General features: G+C 51.0%; 10 protein-coding genes. All 10 read left to right on the top strand.

Annotated elements, in window-relative coordinates; translation table 11 throughout:
* Position 1: 1 nt before the first annotated feature.
* The 10 genes from CLV60_RS16085 (at position 2) to CLV60_RS16040 (ending at position 15683) form a co-directional block, all read left to right on the top strand.
* A complete protein-coding gene (locus CLV60_RS16085) occupies positions 2–448 on the top strand; it encodes a hypothetical protein (protein WP_106596395.1) in 447 nt (148 codons plus the stop codon).
* A gap of 32 nt (positions 449–480) precedes the next feature.
* The gene (locus tag CLV60_RS16080; RefSeq protein ID WP_106596394.1) at positions 481–3027 is read left to right on the top strand and encodes a zinc-dependent metalloprotease; all 2547 of its coding nucleotides are present in this window, start codon (positions 481–483) and stop codon (positions 3025–3027) included.
* A gap of 348 nt (positions 3028–3375) precedes the next feature.
* Positions 3376–3582, top strand: coding sequence for a hypothetical protein (locus CLV60_RS16075; RefSeq protein WP_106596393.1), 207 nt, complete (start codon positions 3376–3378; stop codon positions 3580–3582).
* 382 nt (positions 3583–3964) lie between these two features.
* On the top strand, positions 3965–5278 hold the full coding sequence (locus tag CLV60_RS16070) for a sensor histidine kinase (RefSeq protein ID WP_106596392.1): 1314 nt from the start codon (positions 3965–3967) through the stop codon (positions 5276–5278).
* A gap of 83 nt (positions 5279–5361) precedes the next feature.
* Positions 5362–6012, top strand: a complete 651-nt coding sequence (locus tag CLV60_RS16065) for a response regulator transcription factor (protein ID WP_106596391.1) — start codon at positions 5362–5364, stop codon at positions 6010–6012.
* A gap of 462 nt (positions 6013–6474) precedes the next feature.
* Positions 6475–9444, top strand: coding sequence for a glycosyltransferase family 117 protein (locus CLV60_RS16060; protein ID WP_106596390.1), 2970 nt, complete (start codon positions 6475–6477; stop codon positions 9442–9444).
* A gap of 176 nt (positions 9445–9620) precedes the next feature.
* Complete coding sequence (locus tag CLV60_RS16055; protein WP_170118787.1) at positions 9621–11549, top strand: CotH kinase family protein; 1929 nt, start codon at positions 9621–9623, stop codon at positions 11547–11549.
* A gap of 205 nt (positions 11550–11754) precedes the next feature.
* Positions 11755–13014 (top strand): ankyrin repeat domain-containing protein, encoded by a 1260-nt coding sequence (locus CLV60_RS16050; RefSeq protein WP_106596388.1) that lies wholly within the window; start codon positions 11755–11757, stop codon positions 13012–13014.
* 207 nt (positions 13015–13221) lie between these two features.
* Positions 13222–15087, top strand: a complete 1866-nt coding sequence (locus CLV60_RS16045) for a T9SS type A sorting domain-containing protein (protein WP_170118786.1) — start codon at positions 13222–13224, stop codon at positions 15085–15087.
* Positions 15084–15683 (top strand): hypothetical protein, encoded by a 600-nt coding sequence (locus CLV60_RS16040; protein WP_146151560.1) that lies wholly within the window; start codon positions 15084–15086, stop codon positions 15681–15683. The genes CLV60_RS16045 and CLV60_RS16040 overlap by 4 nt, the downstream gene beginning before the upstream one ends.
* The last annotated feature ends 6 nt before the right edge of the window (positions 15684–15689 follow it).

Genomic DNA, 15689 nt, shown 5'->3' with positions numbered 1-15689 from the left:
AATGATTTTTACAAAAAAATGGCTGTTGTTGATTTTATTGCTGTCGGGATACGCCGGTGTGGCCCAGCCGCCGGCGCATATCCCGCTGATGAACGACACGTGGAAGCTCATCGCACAACGTACCTACAAGAAGAACGCCGACTTTAAGATGGTCCCTGCGTTTCCGGCCCGGCTGGAAGCATTGCAGAACAAGGCCGTCGAACTGCCCGGCTATATGATCCCGATCAATGCCGACCTGAACCACAATGAGTTTATGCTCGCCGTGGTGCCTATGGACCAATGCCCTTATTGCGGGCAGGGGGATATTCCGTCGATGGTAGAGGTCAAAATGGTGAAAGGACTCGGCTATACCGACAAGCCGGTGAAGATCAGGGGTAAACTGATGCTGAACAAGACGGGCGACTACCGGTCGGAAGTGTTCCTGCTTCAAGCGGAGCAGGTGAAATAGTATTTAAATCATTCATCCATAACCCGATTCCTATGAAGTTGAGATTCTATGCATTGGCTGTATTAATGGCAGCCGGTACCCTCGGTTTTGCACAAAATCAAGGCGGATCACCCGGTCAGCGAACGGCCGCCCCCGCCACGAGCATCGCATCTGCCACCCAGGGCATGAAGAAGTATGAAGGCTTTTTTAATTTTTATTATGATGAAAAAACCGGGAAAGTGCTGCTCGAAGTGGACAAGCTCGACAAGGAGTTCCTCTATTTCGCCTCGCTTTCGGAGGGGGTAGGGAATGGCGGCCCCGAGCGCGGGCAGGCGTCGTCGGCACTGGCTAAATTCGTTAAAGTCGGGCCGAAGGTATTGCTGGTGGAGCCGGTAACTAACTACCGGGCCATTACGCAGAATGCCGACGAGCAAAAAGCCGTGGAGAACGCATTTGCCAAATCGGTGATCTGGGGTTTTGCGCCGGTAGCCGTGGAAGGAGAAAAGGTACTGGTGGACCTTACGCCGTTCATTATCCGCGATAGCCAGAACATCGCTGCGCGCCTGGGTGTGCGGCGTGTGAGCGGGCCCGTGAGCGTAGCGCAGCCAAGCGGCGGAGGCGGTACTTACCGGCTCGACGAATCCCGGTCGGTAGTGTACCTCGAAAACACCAAGAACTTTCCTAAAAACACCGAGTTCGAAGCGATGGTCACTTTTACGGGCGGCTCGCCGAATGTGAACCGTTTTGGCGGAGGGGGCAGCAGCCTTGCGCCGGACCCGACCGCCGTGACGATCAATATGCACCAGTCTTTCGTGGAGCTGCCCGATGGCAATTACAAACCCCGGCGTTTCGATCCGCGCTCCGCATTCGGGATGTTCAGCTACATGGATTTTTCGGCGCCGATGACCGAGCCTATCGTGAAACGGTTCATTCGCAGGCACCGCTTGGAAAAGAAAACCCCCGGTAATGCGCCGAGCGAAGCGGTAGAACCCATTGTGTATTACATTGACCGCGGCGCACCGGAGCCGGTGAAAACTGCATTGATAGAAGGCGGGGCATATTGGAACGAGGCATTCGAAGCGGCGGGTTTCAAAAATGCATTTCAGGTGAAAGAATTGCCGGTGGGCGCCGACCCGATGGACATCCGGTATAATGTGGTGAACTGGATCAACCGCACCGGTTCGCCGCGCGGGTTCTCGTCCGGCGCTTCGTATATCGACCCCCGGACAGGTGAAATCATCAAAGGCGTGGTGACACTCGGCTCGGATCGTCACCGTCAGGATTACCTCATCGCCGAGGGACTTTTGCAACCTTACGAGGATGGCAAGAAAACCACCAACGCCATGCAGGAACTTGCTCTGGCGCGCGTGAGGCAGCTTTCCGCGCACGAAATAGGGCATACGCTCGGTTTCAACCACAATTTTGCCGCCAGCCCGAAAGACCGCGGCTCCGTCATGGATTATCCGTTTCCGAGATTTTCCCTGAAAGCGGATGGTACGGTCGATATCTCGGACTCGTATGCGAAAGGCATTGGCGCCTGGGACAAGCGCGCCGTGATGTGGGGTTACACCGAGTTTCCGAAAGGGGCCGACGAAGAAGCCGGGCTTGAAAAAATCATGCAGGAGACGCTGAAACAGGGCTTCTTGTACATTCCAGACATTGGCGGCAATGCACATCCTACGTCGCACCAGTGGGACGATGGTGCGAACCCGATCGACCAGATGACGAACATCATGAAGGTCCGCAGAAAGGTGCTCGACAATTTCTCTGAAAAGGCTATTCAAAAAGGCGAGCCGATGGCGACCATCGAGGAAGTGCTCGTGCCGATTTATCTCCTGCACCGTTACCAGGTAGAAGCCGTGGCGAAGTCGGTAGGCGGTCTGTATTTTACCCATGCGGTGAAAAACGATGGCCAGGTGACGACGCGCATGGTGGAACCGAAGGAACAATGGCGTGCCCTGGAATCGCTGCTGGGTACAATTACCCCGGAGGCGCTGGCATTGCCGGAGGCGCTGATCAGCAAAATTCCGCCCCGACCGAGCGGCTATCCGGCCAGCCTGGAAACTTTCACCGGGCACACCGGCCCGACATTCGATCCTATCGCGGCAGCCGAAACCGCGGCCGGTACTACGCTTTCCTACTTGCTCAATCCCGAGCGCGCAGCACGCCTGATCGAGTACAATGCACGCGATGCGAAGCAGCCCGGACTGATGCCGGTGATCGACAGGCTCTTTGAGAAAACCTGGAAATCATCCCCGCTGGACGGCTATAAGGGCGAATTGCAAACACTGGTCAATAACCTTTCACTGAAATACCTGCTGATGCTCGCAGCGGATTCCAAAGCACCCGAAAATGTGCGTGGCGAGGCGTTGCTGAAAGTAGGGGAGCTGAGCGACTGGCTGAAAGGTCAGCTTGCCGCTGCTGCGCCCAAACAGAAGGCGAATATGCTGTTCGCATTGGCGCAGATCGACGAGTTTGGCAAGAACCCGATCAAGTTCGAACCCGGCTCGGTGCTGGACATGCCTCCGGGCGCGCCGATCATGGGCCATATGGATTTCATGGGATGTTCGCAGACGCATTCCGGCGACATTTCAGAGTAAAACTGATACCTTCATGACCCTTCGTCGACGGCATTCGAGCCGCTCTCCGGAGGGTCATTTTTTTGTGCTTGAACTCAGCTACAAGCCGGTATCGTAAATGCTATAAGTTTCCGGTAGCGTGCCTTGGGTAGTGCTTTGTAGTAAAAATTTAGTGGCCACTGAAGGGATTTGATAGGGCGATTTCCTCCCCCCATCGAGGGCTCGTTACACCCTAGAATTCAGCGTTCTCACCCCAAAAGCGAAAACGGAATAATGGGAAAGGGTTATGTTTGCACAGTGATACGAAAATCACGCACTTGATTGAGTATCAGAATAATTCTTTATTTGTAAAAACACAAAAATCCTCTCATGAAGACGCAAAGCAAATATTTGGAAGAGATCAACAGGCTTCTGGCTGATTATCTTCTCGAAATCGAAAAATCGGATTTGAAACCTCTGTCAGCCCAGGTCTATCAGGTACAATCCAAGAATTTTGTAAGGTGGATTAACGGGGAGTTTACGCCAGGTGAAGTGAAGAAATCCAAGAAGCAAACGCAGGACAAACCGGGTAAGTAATACCAGGTCCACACAACCCACAAGTCGTTATTTACCACGTTCCTCTTTTTCATCATCATTCAGGCCAGCGGCCAACCAGATTTCCCATTAAAAGCATTGATAAACAAAACACCTTCTCGGCAGAACCGGAAGGTGTAAGTTATACTCAACGTTTATTAACGTACTTCATACGTTCAAGTCCAGGGATCCTGCACACGGCTCCGCAATCATTCATTTGCAGGATTTTACAAATGTAGCATCGGCCTCAAAAAGCCATTGTAGATTGCCATTGTTTTGCTTGTGGCAATTTCTCTACACCATCTGTTGCGTATTTTAGGTAGATTTGGATCTTATCGCATCGTCCGACCCCGAAGACGAACGGCGGTTTAGAAAACGTGAATACATGATCCGATCGATTCTGGAATGGCCTGTCCGAAAACAGTTAGTAGGTGAAACGAGTATCCTTAACCGGGCGCGCATCAAAGTACTTTCTTACGCACTTAATCTGAAAATTCTTACCACAACGCTGCTGCTGATTTTCTACCAGTTGGAGCATTACCGTTTGCAAGCGATACGGGCCGCTGTTTTGCTGGGTATTGTTGTGATTTATTATATCGCCGTAGCGAACGGGTTTCAGTGGCGTAAAGCGGCCCACTCAGCTATGCTGATCTTCATGGCCATTATCTGGACCAACCTGTATTACTTTCAGAAAGGCTTCGACCTGGTGACTTTGCAATACCTCGTGGTGGTCACGGTGGCTGCCTTCTACGGACTGGGTAACCGCTGGGGCGTTATTTATTCATCACTGGCTGTGGTGCCGTTCATTGCGTATGTGCTGCTGGGGCACCATCTGGCGGGTTACATTTCATGGGGGCCGCAAGGTTCCGGGCGGATCACGATTGCCATACAACTGTTCCAGAATTTTACACTGATCGTGTTGATCAACTACTTCTTTTTCAGTTCATTCTACGATACGATCAACGACCTCGATTCCAAAACGGTTGAGCTGCGATCAAGCCTGGAGTACCTGGAAGATTCCCGGAGGAAGCTGGAAAGAGAGCATACGCATCAGAAACATCTGATTGCGAGTATTTCGCACGACATCAAGAGCCCGCTGCGCTTTCTGATGACGACCACGGGCCGCCTCGCACGGAACCATCCCGATCTGTCGACGGTGCGGGCGATCAGCCAGTCGAGCTACCGGCTGTATCACTTCATGAAAAACCTGCTGGAATACACCGAGTTCCGTTACAAGAATACCAATGTTCATTTCACGTACCTCGATGTGAATGAAATGGTTGAGCAAAAGTTCGCGATTTTTACGCAGGATGCGGAGGTGAATGCCAACCGCTTTGTGAATGGGGTCACGCCGGGGGTGATCATCAAGAACAACGCGCAGCTGGTGAGCATTATCCTGCATAACCTGATCGACAATGCGAACAAGGCAACCAACGGCGGCACGATCAGCGTTACCTATCAGGATTTCCGGGAAGAGCTGCACCTGATCGTGAACGATACCGGACCGGGTATGGAGAGTACCGTGAGCGACTGGATCAACAGCGAGGCCAAGCAGCTTCCTGCCAACGAAAATGCATCCCAGAACTTCGGAATGGGGCTATTGATCGTCAAAGAAATCAGTACGCTCATCCGCGCGCGCCTGCACGTGAAGCCCAACCAGCCCATCGGGACTTCCGTTCACATTATTTTTTCAAAATAATTTAAGTGTAGTCAATTTTCTACACAAAATTTCATTTATATTAAACTACTTTTAAAACTGATTTGAAGTAAAGGTATTATTGAATGAAAACAGTTTTGCTGGTAGAAGACCATTCCATTGTGCGAATGGGCGTTAAAATGCTGATTGAAGATTTTTTACCCTCGGTAACGGTTATCGAGGCAGCTACTTTTAGTGAAACACTCAAACTTCTCCAATCCAGATTCTTTGATCTTGTTATCCTGGATATCAAAATTCCGGGTGGGGAAGCTTTTAATATGATCGGCAGGATCCGCGACATTCAGAACAAGGTAAAGATCCTGATATTCTCCTCGCAGGATGAAGAATTGTACGCGATTCACTATGTTAAGGCCGGCGCAAACGGCTATTTGCCCAAAGATACCTCGAACGAAGAACTGGAAAAGGCGATCACTTCGGTGCTCGCGGGTGGGACCTATATCAGCAATGTAATCCAGGACCAGCTCGTCAATAACACGCTTCTCGAACGCGAGAGCAAGGAAAGTCCATTGGAAATCCTCTCGAACCGTGAGCTGGAAATCATGGACATGCTGCTCACCGGCAAGTGGACGAAAGACATTGCGATCGATCTCAATATTAAAGAAAGCACGGTGTCGACTTACAAGGCGAGGATCTTCGAAAAACTGGAAGTGACGAACATTCTGGAGCTGTTTAAGAAGGTCGAAATATACAAGCGACGCAAGACCGGATTCAGCTGAGTAAATCGCTGATTGAAATTGTACTATATGTGCGTAGAAGTGCTACTAAATGCCGTCGATATATTAGTAAACTACAATTAAAGTCAGACTACTTACCATTTCATTTTGAATATTTACTTTTACTGATGGAACTGCAACAGGCATGTCGCAGGGCTTAGACCTCTATCATAAAAAGTTGTTATTTAGAATGGAAAGATCGGTAAAACTTTCAAAATCAGCTGAATTGCCGTTTCTGTGTGGTGTTATCATTACCATTACCGCGGGTTCGCTACTCTGGAGCTCACTTATTTATTGCATTTCCCTGCTTTTCTGACGAAGGCTGGCTGCTCAGGTTCGTGTCCTGTTAAATAAAGTTAAAGCTTCATTATCAGCTACTTTTGTTAACTTTTTTTAAGAGCGGCGGCGCAACGCCCGTGTATCGTGTTGAATAGTTTTGGTCCTTCATCCAAAACACCTTCAAACATGATTTCCTTAAAAAAATGGAACGATCTGGCGGGGTGGGCCGTGTTGGCTGTCAGCCTGATCACCTACGTCCTCACCATGGAGCGGACCGCCAGCTTCTGGGACTGCGGCGAGTTCATCGCCTGCGCATTCAAATTGCAGGTACCACATCCACCCGGCGCACCGCTTTTCTTATTGATCGGACGGCTGTTTGCCTTGCTGGCCCTCGGCGACGTCATGAAAGTGGCTTACTGGGTCAATATGGTTTCCGTGCTGAGCAGCGCGTTTACCATTTTTTTTCTCTTCAAAACGATCAGTTTGATTGCTTGGAAACTGGTAGGGAAGAAGCCAGAGGATGGTAACACCGCAGACGTCTTGCTCGTGACGGGCGCAGCGGTGGTGGGCGCGCTCGCCTATGCGTGGTCGGATTCGTTCTGGTTCTCGGCCGTGGAAGCTGAGGTTTACGGCTTGTCGTCGTTTTTTACCGCCATTGTGATCTGGGCCGTGTTTAAATGGGAATCCATCGACGACCCCGCAGCGGCAAACCGCTGGTTGATCCTCACCGCTTACCTGGTGGGGCTTTCTATCGGTGTTCATTTGCTGAACCTCGTGACCATACCGGCGTTGGCATTGGTGTATTATTTCAAGAAATACCCGAAACCCCGCTTTTTGGGTGCGTCAATCGCATTTCTATCCGGTCTTTTGATTCTGGGCATCATCAATGCCGGTATTATTCCGGGGCTGCCCGAGCTTGCCGGGAAATTCGAGATTTTCTTCGTCAACTCGCTGGGCCTGCCTTACAACACGGGCATTGCATTTTTCACGATCCTCTTTTTGGGCGGGCTTGTTTGGGGGATACGTTTTTCGCACCGCACCCACCGCGCATTGTTGAATACGGGACTGCTTTCGCTTGCGTTTATCCTCATAGGTTATGCCTCCTACTCGCTGGTATTGGTGCGGTCGGGCTACAACACGCCCATCAATGAGAACAATCCCAGCGATGTCCTCCGGTTTGTGTACTACCTCAAAAGGGAACAGTACGAGAGCCGCCCGCTGCTGTACGGGCCTTCGTTTGTTTCGAGGCCCGTCAGCCAGAAGCGCGGGGCGCCTGTTTACGCCAAAAAAGATGGTAAATATGTATTGATCGACTACAAGCCGGTATATGAATATGAGCCGGGCAGCAAAATGCTCTTGCCAAGGATGTACAGTTCCAATCCGGGGCATCCGCAGTTGTACCAGCAAATGACCGGCGTGGCAGAGGGGCAGAAGCCTACCATGCGGCACAACCTGTCCTACCTGTTTTCGCATCAGCTTGGCCACATGTACTGGCGGTATTTTCTGTGGAATTTCGTCGGGCGCGAAAGCGACAGGGAAGGGGCAGGTATTCTGATGCCCTGGCAAACCAGCCATTCGTTCCCGAAAAGCATTGGGCACAACCGCGGGCATAACAACTTTCTCATGCTGCCGTTCCTGCTGGGGATCGCAGGTATTATGTACATGTACTATCACCGGCGTAAAGACCTGCTGGTGCTGGGATTTCTGTTCATTCTCACAGGCGTAGCGCTCGTGATCTATCTCAACTCTCCGCCGACCGAGCCGCGCGAGCGCGATTACATTTACGTGGGGTCGTTCTATGTTTTCTGCATGTGGATTGGCTTCGGCGTGATGGCCGCGGCGAAGTTTCTGGAAAAGCTTATTCAAAAACCAGCATTGCGTGCCGGAATCGCGGGGCTTGTGTGTTTTTCCGTTCCGGCAATCATGGTGGCGCGTGGCTGGGATAATCACGACAGGGCCGACCGGTACCATTCCGTAGATTTTGCCCGTAACCTGCTCAACTCCTGCGCACCGAATGCGATCCTGTTTACCGGTGGGGATAATGATACCTTTCCATTGTGGTACGTGCAGGAAGTGGAGGGTTTCAGGACCGATGTGCGTGTGTGCGTGCAGACGTTCCTGGGCGCTGACTGGTACATCGAGCAACTGAAACGGAAGATCAACCAGTCGGATGCATTGCCGCTTTCGCTGGATTCGGGGAACTATCAGTTGGGTAAAAATGAATATCTGCCCTTCTACGAGATACCTTCTGTGAAAGAGGGTATTAACCTGAAAGAATACCTCGACCTGATCCGCCAGGACAACAAGGCGATCCAGGTACCGCTCACCAGCGGTGATATGACTTCGATCCTGCCATCGGCGACGCTGTTTCTGCCCGTGGATACGAAGGAGGTGAAGAAAATGAATATTGTCAAAAGTGAGCTGGTGCCGTATCTGAGTGACTCTATGAGCTGGAAAATCGGCGAAACCGACTTGCTGAAAGGCGATCTGGTGATGCTGGATATTATTTCGAGCAATAACTGGAAACGACCGGTGTATTTCTCGTCGACCATGGGTTCGTCGCATAACCTTGGATTGCAGAAATACCTTCAGCTCGAAGGCTATGCCTACCGCTTGCTGCCCGTGCGAGTGCCGGGAGCGTCGGACGGTTACGTCAATTCCGACATCATGTACAACAACATGATGAACAATATGCAATGGCGGGAAACGGACAATCCCGAAGTGTACTACGATGATACCTACCGGGGGGCGCCGGTGATTACGGCGAGGCTTTCGTTCCTGCGGCTCGCACAGCAGCTCATTGCCGAGAACAGGATCGACAAGGCCCGGAAGGTTGTGGACAAGGGGATGGCCGTCATGCCCGACGACACCATTCCGTACGATCAGATTTCCGCGGGTTTTATCGGGGTGTTGTTTGATGTGGGAGAAAATGAAAAGGCGCTGGATTCCGCGCGTGCGATGGCCATCCGTTCGGATGAGAATCTTTCATGGATCAGGGAAAAGGACAATGGGCGTAGCCGCGATGTGAATACCGATCTTTTCATCCTGCAAAGCATCGTCCGGGAATGCCGGAGGGCAAAGCAGGACAAGGACGCCGACCGCTTCGAAGCGATTTTCAAGAAGCATCTGGTCGCTTTTAATGTATACGGAGGATGAAATTCTTTGGGCAAGGCGGGTTCTTGAGAGTGACCGCTTAGTAGAAACTCTTCTGCCTCAATGTGAAGCGATTGTTAACTTTTTATATTTATATATTAATAAATCATTAAGTTAATCAACGTTCGTTTATGGCCTCTATTCTACAAGCTCTCCGGATCCGTTGCACCGGCTGTTTAATGCTGATACTTTACGGAGTCACCAGCCTTGCCCAAACCTCTATCACGTCGAACCTGCCCATTGTTGTGATCAATACGAATGGCGCGGTTATCGAGAACGACAACAAAATCACCGCATCATTCAAGATTACCCAACCGAACGGCAGTGGTATTCACTCGTACGACATTAACTCCGGCTCGAACGTGTTCCAGTTTCAAAGTGATATCGGCATTGAAATCCGTGGGAACACCTCTATTTTCTGGGACAAAAAATCTTACAGCGTCGAAATCAGGGACGCCGGCGGCAATGGCGTGGACGCTTCGTTGCTCGGTATGCCCGCCGAATCGGACTGGGTACTGAATGCCTGCTATGGCGACAAATCGTTCATCCGTGATGTGTTTGCGCATGAAATGTACACGCGCACGGGCCGCTACTCGCCGCGGACGCGTTATGTGGAGGTGTTTAAGAATGAAATCGGCGGAATGTCCTACCACGGGGTGTATATTCTGATGGAAAAGGTCAAACGGAATTCCAATCGGATCAATATCAAAAAGCTATCCGAAACAGACACTGATCCCACCAAAATCAACGGAGGCTATCTGTTGCAGGTGGGGGAAGATGAAGACATGAAATGGACATCGGGTTTTGCCGGCAACAATGCGCCTGCACAGCCGCATCCTTTTTTCCATGTTGAATATCCCAAGCTGCACAACTATACCAACATTGCGAACCGGGATTTGCAGTTCAACTACATCAAAAACCACATTGATAATTTCGAGCAGATACTGGCAGGGCCGAATTACAAGGATGCCGTAAACGGTTACCGTCCGCTCCTGGACGAAGATGCGGCCATCGATTATCTGCTGTTGCAGGAAATCACCAAGAACTCCGACAACTGGCGGGCGAGCACGTTCCTGTACAAACAGCGGAACGACGAAGGCGGCCAGATCGTCATGGGGGCCCCCTGGGATTTTGACAAATCAATGGGGAACCAGCAGTGGTGCTACGAGCTTTCGGTGCTGCCGACGGGGTCCTGGGCCTGGCAGTTCAATATCTATTGTACGGATCGTCCGCCTATGACTGTTTTCTGGCCTGCGCGCCTGCTTACCGACTGTTACTTCAAAGGTAAACTCATGGGCCGTTACCAGCAACTCCGGCAGACGCAGTGGAGCGACGCATCGATCTCCGCTTTTATCGACCAGAAGCAGGCCGAATTGACGGCACAGAATGCTATGCAACGTAATTTTTCGAAGTGGAATATCCTCGAAACGGCCGTGATGTTCAACGAGCATTATACATTGCCCGGTAATACCTATGCGAAGGAGGTCCAGTACCTGAAAACCTGGCTGCTCGGTCATTTGGCCTGGATGGACGCCAACATCACCTCCATTTCAACGGAAGATTGTGCAGTACTTCCTGTGACATTTAAAGAATTGGAATTGAAGGAAGTGGAGCAATCCGCAGTGCGTGTGGGCTGGTCTACGTCCGAAGAGGTACGCAACGATTACTTTGAAGTCGAAAGAAGTGCCGACGCACGGAATTTCAAAGCTTTGGGTAAGGTAAAAGGAAAAGGTGATGCATCCATCGAGCAGCATTACGACTTCCTGGACACCACACCGCTTCCGGGAATTTCCTATTACCGGATCCGCCAGGTTGATACTGATGGTACAATCAGCTTTTCCTCGATGAAGTCGATCACAAGGGCAGGAAACGAGGCAGCCATTGTATTTCCGAACCCGGCACGTGAGCGCGTCGTCCTTAAAAACATCCAGCCCGGCGCAATCATTCTGATCCGTGATAGCGCCGGACGAACCGTGAAGCGCACCACCGCCACCGGTAAACAGATGGAAGTGGCGACGAACGCGTTGCCGCTTGGCAGTTATGTGCTCACGGTCACTGGCCCCGACGGGAAGGTTGAAATGCAAAAACATATCACCGTAGACAGATAGATAGGCCTTAAATGGTCGTTCGTGGTTCGGTGAATCAGGAAGCGGCAAAGACAATGCGAGAAGGCACTGGTCCGTTCAAAAGGCCGGTGCCTTTTCTGATTTCAGATGCGTGGAAGCAATGCGGATACGGTCAGTAACCGGATTTTGTATTTTATTCAAAAACACACTAATTGTCTTATGTTTCAGCTGCTACCAAACCGAACTTATGAACACGACCGATATCATCCCTCTCACAACCGATCCGGCCCCGGAATATTACGAAAAGCAAGCCGCGGCGTTGGCAGATGCCTGCCGGTCCGTCCATAAAGATTCTGTTAAATACATTCGGAAATACCATCCCGAACCGGAGCGACTAACGCAGCTAAACCGCCCGGATACCAATTTCGGTCTTGATGATGCCCGGGCAGTGGTGGCCAGAGAGCATGGTTTCGAGGACTGGCCGGCGTTTCTGCGGCATATGGCCGACCTGAAAGAGCCCGGATCGCAGATTGCGAAATTCGAACAGGCAGTAGACGCCGTTGTGCAGGGAGATTTGCCCCTGCTGAAATCCCTTTTGGAAGCGAATCCTGCCATTGTACACGAGCGCTCGTCGCGCGGGCACAAGGCTACGTTGCTGCATTATGTCGCTGCCAACGGGACGGAGAATTTCAGGCAGGTAACCCCGCAGAACGGGCTCGACGTTGCAGAGACGCTACTCGCGGCAGGGGCAGTGCCTGATGCCCTGGCGAATACCTACGATACCAAATGGGGTACGACGCTGGAATTACTAGTATCGAGCGCGCACCCCTCCCAGGCAGGCCTGCAAACGGCGCTGGCGGAAAAGCTGCTGGATTATGGTGCGGCGATCAACGGTGTCCGCGACGATTGCGGGCCGCTGATGACGGCCATTTACTTTCATTATCCAAAATCGGCGGAGGTGCTGGTGAAGAGAGGCGCCAGGGTGGATAGCGTGGTAACTGCCGCCGCGATGGGAAAAACGGCTCAGCTCGCGGGCTATCTCGGCGACGACGGCAAACTGAAAGCCGACGCGCCGCTAACCCGCGTGGAATGGCTGAAAATCGCCCCGACACCCGAAGCCAACCTCGCGCTTGCATTTGTGTGGGCCGCTATGCTCAACCGGGTGGAAACCGTTCGCTTCCTGCTCGAAAAGGGCGTGAGCCCTGCTTCTAAAGACCATCGCGACTGGACTGCATTACATTGGGCGGGCTATTTCGGCTACCCCGAAGTGATGGACCTGCTGCTCTCGCGCAAAGCCCCGCTTGAAGCCCGCAATGAGTTTGGCGGCACGGTGCTTGACCAGACACTTTGGGCCACGGCTCACGAGGGCGCACGCGAACACCATCTCGAAGTAGTCCGGAAGCTGGTCGATGCCGGTGCCAAAATACATACCTGGTGGCTGCTTGCCGATTTGCATCCACCGTTACAGGAAAGCGTGGTGAAGATTTTGCAGGAAAAAGTGTCATAAAAGGCAAAATAACGTTGCTTGATAATTCATCCCGGTTACTTGATCATCGGCGTTCCCTTCCCAATTGGTTTGAAAAAAATATCCATTTAATTCGAAGAACAATGGTCGGCGTATAGCCGGGCACATACCTACTCCGTTCCTGCCGTGGCTCGCTACGGGTCCTTCTCGATATGTTTTTTCTGGAACTTAAACAGAACAGGTATGCGTATGGACTTTCTTCGAACAAATGATTGCGTATTGCGTTTCCGCGTTTTTGCGGTATGGCTGGGCTGCATAACCATTGCGTGCGCATCGCTCACACGCGCCTGGGCGCAGGAATCCAAAGATCTGCTATTGCCGGGGAAGCCGGATTATGAAAGCCTTTCCAGAAACGGCAAAGAGCGGTACGACGGCCTGACTAACAACAGGCGGTATTCGGGAGAAACGATTATAGTGCAAATGCGGCCCATTGCGGAAGCGCTATCCAATAATCGCCTGACGATTACGATCCCGGGCACCGGGGAGCAATATGAAGTCCACATCAAAACCATTGAATACTCCGATGCGGAGAATTACAAGGTGTACGGAACGGTTGGGGAGAGCCTGCTATCCGTACTACTCACCTCCCGCAGCGGCATGAAGGGAGGCATAATCCAGGGACCGGAGCGTTCCTATGAAATCTGCGACCTGGGCGATGATGGTCAGCTTTTGCTGGGACATGAAAACGATGCCGGTAAAGCAAACTTTTGCGGATCTGGGATTGGCTCGGCAATGCAAAAAATCCAACCCGAGGTTGATCCAGACAAAAGTGGAAGAAAGCCGGGCGACAATGCGAAGATCGAGCCGTGTACGAGTAGCATTCGGGTGCTCTTTCTGTATGGCAACAATGTGAGCCCGGTTTCGGCCAGCAACCATGCGTACAATACCATTGATGTTTTCAATCAGACGGTAACAAATAGCGGGGTGGCGGGTACTGCGCTTATAGAACTGGCTGGGGTGGCACAGACTACTTTCTTAAGTAAGGATAATAATATTCTAATTGACGCCCTGGCTCTGAGTAATACCGCTTCCGTGCAGAACTTATGCAATCAACATAAAGCAGACCTTGTATTATTGTTCTGCTGGGAGGGACACAAAGAAGCGGGAGGAGTTCCGGACCCAACCATTTATCACCATCCTAATAGTAGCCGAAGTTTTGCAATTGTAGGCTTGTCGAACCCAAACATCCCGGTAATTGGAGCGCATGAGCTAAGCCACTTGTTTGGGTGTAATCACGAGAATGAAAATTTCGGATTACCGTATGCGCAGGGATATATATTCTCTGGCGTCAATACGCTAGTAGCGAGCGGGACTGCGCCGGGAAGTAAAATCTTCTACTATTCTAACCCGAACAAAACCTTTGCAGGTTCACCAATGGGGGATGCCACCCACAACAACGCGAAGGTGATGAATGACAAAGCCTCGATTGTGAAGGCGTTTCGCCCCGAGCCCAATGTCCTGAACGGTTGGGTTTATGGGCCGTCGAGCGGGTATGAATATCAGGTCTATACGTATGAGGCCGTTGCAAGGTGTGGAAAGGCACCTTACACCTACTTGTGGAAGGAATCTACCGATGGTATTAACTACTCGGGCAATGATACGGGAGAATTTCATAACGTCGGATTGTACCACAATGGAAACCATCAGTTTTATCTGAAATTGAAGATTACTTCTTCGGACGGACAGACCGTCGAGAACTGGATGCAAATCTGGGTAGACGACGATCCTAACGGCGGATATCGAGAAGGACAAAAGGAGAATGATTCACTTGAAATTGAAAGTGGAGAAGCTGTCGTGCAACCCAATCCCACTTCCGGTCGGGTGGAGCTCATTTTTAGTGCCGAAAAAGCTACGGAGGTTGGTGTTAGCTTAGTAGACCTTGGTGGACGAGTGCACGTTCAAAGGCAAATTTTTCGGTGTTCTGCGGGGCGAAATGTGATTGCGCTCGATTTGGCGGACAAGGGGCTGGCGCAAGGAGTATACATCGTAACCGCACAATTTGGGAGTCAGGTTATTCGAAAAAAGGTCATATACCAACCCGCATCAAAGCCATGAAACGATACAGCTATCTACTTACACTATTGCTTTCAGGCCTACTGTCCTGTGAAAAGCAGCCCCCTATGGATCCATGGATGGTGAATCAAGTATTTATGGGCGAAGTAAATGGGGTGCCTTTCAAAATCGGGATGACGGTTTCTCATGGTGCTTCTATAACGACGGATATGTGTGATAAGCACGTGATAGGCATGAGTTTGGTTAGGAAAATTGATGACGACGAATATGCGATCGTGCATTTGAATTTTTTTCATACCAAACCAGGAAACTACGTATTAACTGACAGTGCCAATAGTCATCGCGACAAGCAGGTTTGCACCTTGGATTCGATCACAACCAGTTTAAGTTTCGATTCATTCCCGGGAGACGATGTCTCGATGGACAGTTATCGGCTTCTCGAAGGACCATGGAACTACTTAAAGGTTTTGTACTATGACTCCCAAAAGAATGAGATGCAGGGGTTGTTCGGAGCAAGGTTTGTGCGGATTAATAAACGCCAGCATGCGAGAGAGGCAGTAGACACGATTACGTATACAAACAGCAAATTTATTCTCTCAAATATCCACGTCCAAGAAGTCTTCACCGAGCCACGGTAGGGGATT

It is taken from the genome of Dyadobacter jiangsuensis (genome assembly GCF_003014695.1).
Taxonomy (GTDB): domain Bacteria; phylum Bacteroidota; class Bacteroidia; order Cytophagales; family Spirosomataceae; genus Dyadobacter; species Dyadobacter jiangsuensis.
This window is presented reverse-complemented; position numbering and strand designations above follow the sequence as displayed.